Annotated in this window: 11 protein-coding genes; 8 read left to right on the forward strand and 3 right to left on the reverse strand. The window is 37.5% G+C overall.

Annotated features, from left to right (window positions below):
- Window position 1: 1 nt before the first annotated feature.
- Window positions 2-907, reverse strand: a complete 906-nt coding sequence (locus tag EV203_RS02885) for a M23 family metallopeptidase (RefSeq protein WP_132039103.1) — start codon at window positions 905-907, stop codon at window positions 2-4.
- A 151-nt stretch (window positions 908-1,058) separates the two neighbouring features.
- On the opposite strand from EV203_RS02885, the gene EV203_RS02890 reads away from it, so the two are divergent.
- From EV203_RS02890 to EV203_RS02905, 4 genes are all read left to right on the forward strand, one after another.
- Window positions 1,059-1,394, forward strand: coding sequence for a hypothetical protein (locus EV203_RS02890; RefSeq protein ID WP_132039104.1), 336 nt, complete (start codon window positions 1,059-1,061; stop codon window positions 1,392-1,394).
- 56 nt (window positions 1,395-1,450) lie between these two features.
- The gene (locus EV203_RS02895) at window positions 1,451-1,654 is read left to right on the forward strand and encodes a hypothetical protein (RefSeq protein ID WP_132039105.1); all 204 of its coding nucleotides are present in this window, start codon (window positions 1,451-1,453) and stop codon (window positions 1,652-1,654) included.
- A 194-nt stretch (window positions 1,655-1,848) separates the two neighbouring features.
- Entirely contained in the window at window positions 1,849-3,375 is a 1,527-nt protein-coding gene (hutH, locus tag EV203_RS02900; RefSeq protein WP_132039106.1) for a histidine ammonia-lyase, read from the forward strand.
- A gap of 9 nt (window positions 3,376-3,384) precedes the next feature.
- Window positions 3,385-3,861 carry an HDIG domain-containing metalloprotein gene (locus EV203_RS02905; RefSeq protein WP_041587123.1) on the forward strand — a complete coding sequence of 159 codons (477 nt, stop codon included), beginning with the start codon at window positions 3,385-3,387 and terminating at the stop codon, window positions 3,859-3,861.
- 16 nt (window positions 3,862-3,877) lie between these two features.
- Here the strand turns inward: EV203_RS02905 and EV203_RS02910 are convergent, their stop codons facing one another.
- Entirely contained in the window at window positions 3,878-5,026 is a 1,149-nt protein-coding gene (locus tag EV203_RS02910) for an amidase domain-containing protein (protein WP_132039107.1), read from the reverse strand.
- A 111-nt stretch (window positions 5,027-5,137) separates the two neighbouring features.
- On the opposite strand from EV203_RS02910, the gene EV203_RS02915 reads away from it, so the two are divergent.
- The 4 genes from EV203_RS02915 (at window position 5,138) to EV203_RS02935 (ending at window position 9,544) form a co-directional block, all read left to right on the forward strand.
- Window positions 5,138-5,869 (forward strand): ABC transporter ATP-binding protein, encoded by a 732-nt coding sequence (locus EV203_RS02915; RefSeq protein WP_243700567.1) that lies wholly within the window; start codon window positions 5,138-5,140, stop codon window positions 5,867-5,869.
- Window positions 5,866-7,533 (forward strand): putative ABC transporter permease subunit, encoded by a 1,668-nt coding sequence (locus tag EV203_RS02920; RefSeq protein ID WP_226990160.1) that lies wholly within the window; start codon window positions 5,866-5,868, stop codon window positions 7,531-7,533. The genes EV203_RS02915 and EV203_RS02920 overlap by 4 nt, the downstream gene beginning before the upstream one ends.
- 13 nt (window positions 7,534-7,546) lie before the next feature.
- Window positions 7,547-8,464, forward strand: a complete 918-nt coding sequence (gene sppA / locus EV203_RS02925; RefSeq protein WP_132039108.1) for a signal peptide peptidase SppA — start codon at window positions 7,547-7,549, stop codon at window positions 8,462-8,464.
- Between the two features lie 183 nt (window positions 8,465-8,647).
- Window positions 8,648-9,544 carry a DUF2268 domain-containing putative Zn-dependent protease gene (locus EV203_RS02935; protein WP_011025241.1) on the forward strand — a complete coding sequence of 299 codons (897 nt, stop codon included), beginning with the start codon at window positions 8,648-8,650 and terminating at the stop codon, window positions 9,542-9,544.
- A gap of 267 nt (window positions 9,545-9,811) precedes the next feature.
- Here EV203_RS02935 and EV203_RS02940 read toward each other — a convergent pair.
- On the reverse strand, window positions 9,812-10,873 hold a 1,062-nt coding region (locus EV203_RS02940), incomplete at its 5' end, for an IS200/IS605 family accessory protein TnpB-related protein (RefSeq protein WP_132039109.1).

The following is a 10,873-nucleotide window of genomic DNA, read 5'->3' on the forward strand; positions in this document are numbered from 1 at the left end:
GTTAATTCCCCTTTGCTAGATATTTCATCGGGTTTACAGGGCTTCCATTCACCCTTATTTCAAAATGGACGTGAGGTCCTGTGCTTCTTCCCGTGTTTCCTGATTTAGCTATTACATCTCCTCTATTTACAGTTTGTCCTACTTTTACGAGGATTTGAGAATTATGGCCGTATACAGATTCAATACCATATCCGTGGTCGATTATTACCGCTTTGCCGTAGCCTGCAAGCCACCCCGCGTATACTACGACACCCTTTCCTGCGGCTTTAACCGGTGTTCCTATGTGAACAGATATGTCGATCCCCGGGTGAAATTCATATCCATATCCAAAAGGGTTTTTTCTCATTCCAAAAGGGGAAGTTATAGTACCGTATACGGGGTAAGCTGAGGGAAGAGCTGCTAAATAATTAAGCCGAGCTTCTACTTTTGATATCAAATCTTTAAAGTCTTCTGTCTTCTGGTCAATTTCTAATAAAAGCTCAGTTGTTGTTTGGTTGTCGTAAGATATTGTGCTATCTGATGGAAGAGTTCTTGTTACATTTCCACGGCTTGTAGTGGGAGAGGCAAGTCCTACCATTCTCCTTATTTTTTCTTCTAATTCTGTGAGATTTTTAATTTTTTCATTTACCATCTGGGCGTTTTTGTTAAGAGCTGCAATTTTTCTGTCTTGTTCTTCTTTTATCTGTGTGAGTTGAGCTATCTGCCTGTCTTTTTCCAGTATTACAGTGTAAAGATGAGCGGTAGTTTTGCTGAAATATACTAAAGATATTGTCGCGGTTAATATCAAGGCTACGGCCACTGTTGAAACGGCCTTTAAAAGGGGAATGGATAGCTTTATAGTTTTTATTTGCCGGTTTGAGTCAGGAATGACCATTATGTTTATGTACTTTTGCCTTTTTTTTGTCATTTTTACCCCCACCCCAAAAAAATGGACAAATATATATTCTATATCCATACCTAAAAATCCTGCCTGAAAATCAAATTTTAAATTTTGTTAATATTTGAAATAATTTTTGTGATATAATCAAGGGAGAGATTTTTGAGTTTTGAGGTGGAGTATGAGAAAGGGAGTTGTTCTGGGATTCATATTGAGCATAGGGGCTATTTTAGCCAACATTATAGTGAATGGCTTTTTTACTTCTTATGTTTACTATAGCAATTACCTTTTATTGATAGGGACTGGAGTGGGGCTTTTAGGAGGTATTCTCTATGTCCTTTACTGGATAAATGATTTAAAGCTTGTGAAGAAGATATACTATAAAGAGGAGTTACCAGAGAGAAGGGAAGAGATAAAGTACATGAAGGAATGGGGAAGTTATTTAATCATAGCAATGTTTGTCATGTGGTTTGTTTCACTTTTGTTTGCGCTACCCTATTATTTTTTAAGGGAATAAATTAAAAATTAAAGGAAGATACTATTAGGAGAAATATATAAATAGGTGGTGGGATTGTGGTCAGCACTGAGCAATTGAAAGCTGTTGGAAGAAGTTGTGAAGACTTTGAACTCGACCAGTCTCTTTATGGGAATAGCTTTGTCATGTCTGTCGCGCCTCAGGAGAGGAGCTGTGAGATATGCAGGCACTGGGATGTCAATAAAAAGGAGTGCAGGATTGGCGTGTTTGATGAGGTGCTTTCAAGCCTGGATCAGAGTTAAAATTTAAAAATTTTAAAATTCAGCAGGATTTTTTTTGTTTCTGTCGAATAGGAATATACAAAGAAGGTTTGAAAAGAGTGGGATGAAGCGTGGTTACAGTATCTTACAATTTAATAATGAAAAAGAAGGCGGGGTTTTACCTCGCCTTTTTGATTTTATTGTGATAAAGGATTAACGTGAAAAGGAGGGGGGTTATGAAAAAAGTTGTGATTGATGGCAATAATTTGACAATAGAGGATGTGGTAAAAGTTGCAAGAGATAAATGGGAAGTTGTGTTAAGTGAAGTGGCGAAAGAGAGAATTGTCCACTCAAGGGAGATAGTTGATAGATATGTTAAAGAGGGGAAAGTGGTGTACGGCATTACTACGGGTTTCGGGAAATTTAGTGACGTGGTAATCTCTAAAGAGGATACAGAAGCTCTTCAAAAGAACCTTATAATGAGCCATTCTTGCGCAGTGGGAGATCCATTGCCTGAAGAAGTAGTGAGAGCCATCATGCTTTTGAGGGCAAATGCTTTGGCTAAAGGTTTTTCAGGAGTGAGGCTAGAAACAGTTGAGACGCTAATTGAAATGATAAACAAAAATGTGGTGCCTGTAATTCCAGAAAAGGGTTCGCTGGGGGCTAGTGGAGACCTTGCGCCTTTGGCTCATATGGTATTAGTTATGATAGGTAGGGGAGAGGCTTTTTATGCTGGAGAGAGAGTATCTGGAGAAGAAGCCATGAGGAGGGCAGGAATACCTACCATTACTTTAAGCTCAAAGGAAGGTTTGGCACTTATAAATGGGACTCAGGTGATGTCAGCATTAGGATGCCTCAATGTATATGATGCAAAAAGGATAATTGCCGTTGCTGATGCTGTGGCTTCTATGACTTTGGAAGCTTTGAGGGGAATAATAGATGCCTTTGATGACAGGGTTCAGATGGTTAGGCCTCATAAAGGGCAGATTGTATCTGCCAAAAATGTGAGGAAAATGGTGGAAGGAAGTGAACTTATAACGAGGCAGGGAGAAATTAGGGTACAGGATGCGTATACATTAAGGTGTATTCCTCAGGTACACGGCGCTGTGAGAGATGCCATATCCTACATTGAACGGGTTTTAGGTGTAGAGATAAATTCTGCTACGGACAATCCGCTGATTTTCCCCGATGATGGAGAGGTAATTTCAGGAGGAAATTTTCATGGAGAGCCTGTAGCCCTTACAATGGATTTTCTTTCCATTGCCCTTTCAGAAATTGCAAATATTTCTGAAAGGCGAATTGAAAGGCTGGTCAATTATCAATTAAATGATTTACCGCCCTTTTTGACAGAGAAAGGAGGACTTAATTCAGGGATGATGATTGCACAGTACACAGCAGCCTCTCTGGTTTCTGAAAATAAGGTGCTTTCTCATCCAGCTTCGGTGGATTCAATTCCTTCTTCTGCTAACCAGGAGGACCATGTCAGCATGGGCACAATCGCAGCTAGAAAAGCAAGAGAGGTTCTTAAAAATGTGACTACAGTTCTAGCTATAGAGCTTCTGACAGCCTCACAGGCATTGGAATTTAGAAAAGGGTTTAAAAGAGGTAAAGGGACAGATAGAATATATAGGTTGGTGAGAGAAAAAGTAAATCCTCTTGTTGAGGATAGGGAACTTTATATTGACATAAATGCTTGCTTTGATATCATAAGGTCAGGGAGGATTGAAGAAGTTTTGAAAGAGGAAGGAATAATGCTTGAGTAGGTGAATTTAGTGAGGAGAATAAAACAGTATTTGAAGGCAATAAGAGCGTGCGTTTCAGAAGAGGACTATAAGTTTTTGCTTAGAGTGCTCAGCAAAAAAGAATTGAGCTATTTTAATAGATTTCCTGACTTTGAAAAAAGACATGCACTGGATGTCTGCTATTATATCATTGACAAATACGGTATAGAGGATGAGGACTTGATAAAGGCCGCGCTTTTTCACGATATAGGGAAGACAGAAGCCAAGATTACTCCTAACAAAAAAGCGATAGCGGTTATTTTAGAAAAAATCCCTTTTATTGCAAATTTTCTAAGAGGATATTTTTTCTTTTTGGAAGTGTATTATAACCATCCAAAGTACAGCGCAAAGATTTGCAGAGAAATGGGCCTCAGTGAAAGGGTTGTATATCTTGTAGAACATCATCACGATTTTGAAACTTTAGATGAAGATGTAAAAAAACTTCAGGAAGCGGATAAAAAGAGCTAGAGAGGTCTTCTCTAGCTCAATCGTTTATGTGTATGAATCTATATACCACTCTTTTATCCCACCCCAAATCAAAAGGAACGTGATATCGGTCAGAGGTGTGGGTGTTTACAACGGGGATGCCCATTGAATCAAAACCTGTCACTACTGCAAAATGTACTATTTCCCCTTTTTCCTCATAGCATATCAAATCTCCTTTTTCTAAAGCCCTTATGGCTCCCTGAGGGTATTGCTCTGTGGGCTTTACCATATCGAGGTAGTGACCTTTTGCAATCAATTTTCCTTTTCCAGTGTAAATTAAGTAGTTGAATAAAGCAGGAGCTTGAGCCCATGCGGTGGAAGCGTCTTTTCCATTGAAAAACCACACATTGTCCATTGGGAGACCTCCTCCTTCATGGAGGACTTGGGATACAAAATTAGTACAATCTCCTCCTACTCCATAATAATCTTTGTACTTCGGATTGTATTCGTAGTTGTTGCCACTTCCCCAGGCAGCTCCAGCGTATTTGTCGGCATAGGCTACAGCCCCTTCTCTGTCATACTTTCCTTTTTTCTTGGGCTTTTGTTCCATCTCTTCCTGAGGGATTGAAGTAGGTGCAGCCTCTGGGATTATACCTTCTGCAGGGCTTGCGTCTATGTAGGCAGAGTCCTCGTCTAGTGGGTCGTAGTACCAATCCCTTCTTATGAGCCATTTTCCGTCCATTTTTACAAGTTGTATTGAGTGCCTTATGCCAAGCCCCATCAGGTTTACCACATCGCTTTTTGCGTTGTAAGCATAGCCCATTTTCATCGTCTCAATTGCATACACCCATATGGAATTTTCTCCTGCCTTTATATTTTTTATCCTATAGAAGGATTCAGCTTCTGTAAACTTTAAATTCCGCTTTTCAGACCAGCCTTTGACATACTCTATTCTTCTCTTCTCGTGGTCTAAAGCCCATTTTCCATAGGTGGAGGATTTATCGTAAAAGTATTCAATCTCTCTTAAATCTTGGTTTAATAGGGCTTTTCCCCTTTGTTTAAAGAATTCATCCAATACGGCTTTTACTTCTTCTTTTCCGTTGGAAGTAGCTTCTATAGTTCTGTTGAAGAAATTTATTGAGAAGTAACTGAGAAGTGCGAGAAAAATTACTAAAGTTATTATTTTAGTAAATTGTTGACTTTTCAACGCCTTACCTCCTTGCAGTTGAATTCAAGATAATAATATGAAATCGGCAAGATTATTATTCATTGGCAATTTTTAAGCAATTTATGTTATAATTAGAGTAAGAATATGGAGGTGAAGGATTTGATCGAATTAAAAAATGTTTCTAAATCTTATAACAATGGCAAAATAAAGGCTGTTGACGGCCTTAACCTTGTGGTGAATCCTGGGGAAATATTTGGCTTTTTAGGGCCAAATGGGGCAGGAAAGACTACCACTATAAAGATGATAGTCGGAATTTTAAAACCAGATGAGGGGGAGATACTGGTAGATGGAATTGATATACAAAAAAATCCAATAGAAGCAAAAAAGAAAATAGGATATGTGCCTGATGAGCCGTACATATATGACAAATTGACAGGGCTTGAGTATTTAAACTTTATAGCAGATGTGTACGGCATTTCGGAAAAAGAGAGAAGAGAAAAGCTGGAGTATTTTCTTGAGATTTTTGAGTTGAAAAATGCCATAGGTGACCTTATACAGAGCTATTCTCATGGAATGAAACAGAAACTTCTTATAACTGCGGCGCTATTACACAGCCCTTCTGTGTGGATACTGGATGAACCCATGACAGGTTTGGACCCCAGATCTTCTTTTTTACTAAAAGAACTTATGGCAAATCATACAAAAGCGGGCTTCACCGTCTTTTTCTCTACTCATATACTGGAAGTAGCAGAAAGGCTGTGTGACAGAATTGCGATAATAAATAAAGGGAAAATTGTAGCCTGCGGCACTATGGAGGAAATAAAGAAGCAGCATGAATGGGAGTCATTAGAAAAAATATTCCTGGAGCTGACGGAAAAATGAAGAAATTTATATCTCTTCTGAAAACGCAAATTAACTCCTATTACGGAATTTCTGCGATAAAATACAAATATTTTGTAGAGAAAAAGCAGCGGTGGGAGTTGGACCTTGCTATATTTGGAATTGTAGTAGGAGTAGCTGTCTTTTTGTTTATTTACGTGATGCAGCTAGAAGGATTATTTGCAGCAAGCATTGCTTTAAATCAGCCTCAGTTGATGCTCGCAATAGTGTTGTTTTTAGGGCAGATAGTCACTTTAATATTTGGCTTTTTCTGGGTTATATCTGTGTTTTACTTCTCCGATGATGTAAAAATTTTGCTCCCACTTCCACTGCAGCCTTATGAAATTTTGCTTTCTAAATATACAGTAATTCTTGTAAATGAATATGCTGTGCTGGCTTTGCTGTTACTCCCGGCAATAGGGATATACGGTATTGGGACTGGTGCAGGGATTTTGTATTACTTGATTGCTCTGGTGGTGTTCTTATTTTCACCTGTAATACCTCTTTCCATAGATTCCATCATCGCTTTGTGGCTCATGAGATTCACAAATTTGAGGAAGAAAAAAGACTTTTTTACGGTTTTAATAAGCATATTAGCTTTGATGTTTTTCTTTGTTTTTCAGTATTTTGTAAACAGAAATCCTCAGTATACTGACAAAGATGCTGTAGTTGATTTTCTCATCAAAAATGCAGACCTCGCTAAAATGGCAACCAAAAGCTTTCCGCCATCTCTCTGGGGAGCTTATGCCATGTCAGATTACCACAGTTTATACGGATTTTTCAACTTGCTTTTGTTTATAGCTGTTTCTTTGATATTTACTGGTTTTCTTGCGTTATCTGCTCAAAAAGTGTATTTTAAAGCTTTAATGGCGGGTCAGGAAATTGGAGCAAAAAAGAAAACTGTGGCTTTGGAAAGGAGTATGAAAGCTTCTGGAGCTTTGAAAGCACTTATATTGAGAGAGTGGAAGCTTTTTATAAGGGTGCCAGTTTACGCCATGAATGTGCTTCCTGTAGCTATAATAGTGCCTTTTATATTCTTTATCTCTTTTGTTGGCAATCCACAAATGGGGCTTGAAAAAGCTGTCCAGTATACTTCTTCTCCAACAAATTGGTTTTGGGTTTCAATTGTAGGGCTTTTGGTTTCACTATTTCTTGCGGGGAGTACTAGCCTTTCTTCTACAGCTTTTTCAAGAGAAGGCAAGATGTTTTATATTTCAAAAATTTTACCTATTTCTCCCTCTCTTCAGCTGAGAGCTAAACTAATTTTAGGGAGCCTTGTATCAATTTTTGTAATCTTACCGAGTTATATAATTGGCTGGTATATTTTTAAAATTCCGCTTGTGACTGTAGCTATAACTGTGTTTTTGAGCTTGCCAGGTGTTTTGCTGATAAATATACTTGGACTTTTAATAGACTCTGCAAGGCCGTTTTTCGATTGGGATAACCCTCAAAAAGCCATGAAAGGCAATGTAAATGTGCTTTTTACTCTCGTTTTGACTCTTTTGTCTCTCCTAATTATTTTAACCATAATTTTCTTACTTAAAACTTTTAATGTGTCAGAAATATTAATTGCTATTTTGATAGAAATTTTGATAATACTGGCAGATTTAAAACTTTATTCTTTAACAAAGGATTTTGCAACAAAACTTTATTTTGAAAAAGAATAGGGGGTTTTTAAAAATGAGCAAAAAGGCATTAGGAGGAATTGTAATATTGGCTCTTGTGTTTGCAATAGTCCTTGCTTCTTTATTTTTAACCCAGCCTTCTACAGAGAGCCAAAAAACGGTTTCCTCTAACACTATAGGAGTTGTAACGATTGAGGGAGTAATAGGAGACTTTTCAAACATACTTGGAATTCCTCAGTTTACGCCTGATCCAGTAGAGCAGATAAGAAGAGCGCAGGAAGATAACACTGTAAAGGCAATCGTTGTCAAAATAAACAGCCCTGGAGGTTCTGCAGCAAAGTCTGTAGAAATATACACAGAGCTTAAAAGGTTAAAAGAAACAGGGAAAAAGGTGATAGTTTCAATGGGAGATGCAGCTGCATCAGGGGGATACATGGCGGCCTGTGGCGGAGACATAATAGTGGCAAATCCGGCTACAATAACTGGAAGCATTGGGGTTATAATGCAGTATACAAATTATGAAGGACTTTACGATAAATTGGGATTAAAAGAAATAACAATAAAGAGCGGTCCTTATAAAGATATGGGTTCTCCTACGAGAGATTTGACTCCGGAAGAGAAAAAGATATTGCAGGGGATTATAGATGATACTTATGAACAATTTGTAGAGATTGTATCTGAAGGGAGAAAGATACCCATAGAAAAAGTAAAAGAATTAGCAGATGGCAGAATATTCACAGGAAGGCAGGCTCTTAAAGTTGGTCTTGTGGATAAATTAGGGGATTTTTACGATGCGGTTGACATTGCAGCAAAAGAGGCTGGCATACAGGGCAAACCCGTGTTAAAATATTACACAACTCCAAACCCTTTGAGTATACTTTTTGGAGGCGGGGCAAAGAGCAATTTAGAAGGCACGGGACTTGAGATATTAAGGCTTTTGTTTATTGATAAATGGAGCTTAAATTACAAGTAGAGATGAGTTTGTTATGTGAGGATAAAGTTTATGTTTTATGAAATAGATGGTGTCTTTTATGACAAAGAAAAATTAAGTGAGTTTGTGAAAGAATACGAGCATTCCTGTAATAAACTAAAATGGCATTTGCAAAAATAAAACCCTCCTGGTAAAAAGGAAAGTGAAAAGGAAAGGGGGTAAAAAATGATACATTATATTTATCTTGATGGTATAAATGCACTTAAAGAGTTAAATTGGGAGGCATTTTTAAATAATTATCTTGAAAAGAATCGATTAGTTATAAAGGAATATTGCAATAATTTCTTTTTCACAAAAGAGGTGCCATGGGAAAGATGCATTGAAGAGTATAAAAAGCATTGGTTTGAAGAAAGTAAAAATAGGGAAGATTTGTTTTCTAAGTTTAATGAAGAAAAAATACGCTTTAATGTACCTAAGGGGATAGATAAAATTAAAGAAGTTTTTCCAGAAGCTGAAGATATAGATGTGTATGTGCTTATAGGGCTTTACAGTAGCAATGCTTTTCAATATTTTCTTGAAGGTCGACCTGCTTTAGGTTTAGCAGTAGAGGCTTGTGGGACGACTTTTTTTGGTATACCTATGCCTTATGAAGATATACCTTTATGGCTTTCTCATGAAATAGGCCATGCACTTCGCTATAAAAATCATTCACATCATTTGGCAAAATGGCTTTACCAAAATGGTCTGAAATTAGATAAAGCATTGGAGGAACTTCCGCTTTTTGAATTTTTAATTGATGAAGGCTTAGCAGTTATGACTACAAGATGGGGTTTTCCTGAAGAGCCTTTGCATAAAGTACTAGGATATACAAAAGATGTTTACCACTGGTGTGTAAATAATGAAAAAGAACTTTTGAGTAGGTTAAGAAATATTTGGGATAAACCTCCAGGTAAAGAAGAGTATTTTAGATATTTTAGTGGATATGATGAGAGTATTCCTCCACGCACAGGATATTATATTGGAATGCGCCTTATAGAAAGTTTTATTGAAAGGCACCCTGAAATAGATAAAAGTGAGCTTTTTACAATTCCTGCAGAGGAAATAGTATCACCGTCGTCATAGTGTAAAATCAAGTTAATAATTTCCGAAATGAATGAAGGAGGTTTTTGTCTCAGACATAAACCTCCCTCTATATAAGTTTTATTTTAAAAAGAATGCATTTCTATCCAAGAGGTTACCCTTCTATTTACCTGGTTACCCAAACTGTGCAAAACTGTGCAGTTTGGGCAGCTGGGGTATTTGTAGTCCGCCCTTCAGACTTTCCCAGTCCCAGCAGGCGGTATTTGGGAAAGCCATAGCCCCTGCCCCAAGAAGCAGGAACTCGCGCCTTTATGGGTCTCCCCACTTGCCCTGAATTAACAGCTTTTTTAGGGCAGAGAAGTCTCTTGGCACCTTCTCAGGGGAGAGTGGAGTCACCACCGCTGCCTTGAGAACTTGCCAGAAATCATGGGCACTAAAACTTGTTCCATCCAGAGGTTTTAGCACCCTTCCTGGCTCACTCTCAAGGCTTTGTAAAATTTCTATTGCTTTATTTATCTCTTTTAAGTGTTTTTTCTTCAACTGCTTGTTTCTGACTGTTTTCTCTACATGCTCTTTTAATTCTTCTAATTCATCTATAGTTAGTGCGTTAAGAAACTTTATATAATTGTCTGGTATCTTTTCTTCTCTGCCTAATCCTCTTCTTGCTATTACATAAGCTGCTGCTATGTCTTTTGTTATCATGTACTGCGGCGCATATTTTAACATGCCTATTATTGAGGTGTAAGAAGGATTGACTTCTATTACTTCTATCCCTTCCTTTTTTGCTAAAATTTTTATCTTTTTTAAAAGGGATTTGTAGCTAAAGTTATGTCTTATTCTCCTTGACTTTTTGCCTGAAAAGTCTCCTTTTTCTCCTTTGTTTTTTATGTCTAATTTTTCAATTACTATTGCTTTTCTTTTTTCTTTTGCTATCTTTACTATCTCATGAGCATACTGCCATCTGAAATACTCTCTCTTATCTGAATTGCCGCTTGCAAGTTCCGGCATTGGTATACTGCCATAGCTTATTAGATTTCCTTTTTCATCTACCTCTGCCCATGATATGTTGTCCGGATATGCGTTCACATCTATTCCTATGATTCCTTTTTCTTTTGTTATTTTTATTTCTGGATATTGTTCTTCAATGGCAATGTAGGCGTATATGCTGCCATTTTTGAGTTTTAGTTCTACAGAGTATGGTATGTTTGATTCGGCGATTTCCTGCAGGAGTTCTCCTCTTTTTTTATTCTTTTTGTAGCCTGCTTCTATTTTGGCGTATACATATTTTCTTTCCCCTACATTTATCCTTAAGAAAGTGCCGTTTTTTCTTACTTCTATTCTTGTGTTGAGATTTCCTTTTTTGCTTTTATC

The sequence above is a fragment of the Caldanaerobacter subterraneus genome, assembly GCF_004345675.1.
In the GTDB taxonomy this organism is placed as follows: Bacteria; Bacillota; Thermoanaerobacteria; order Thermoanaerobacterales; family Thermoanaerobacteraceae; genus Thermoanaerobacter; species Thermoanaerobacter subterraneus.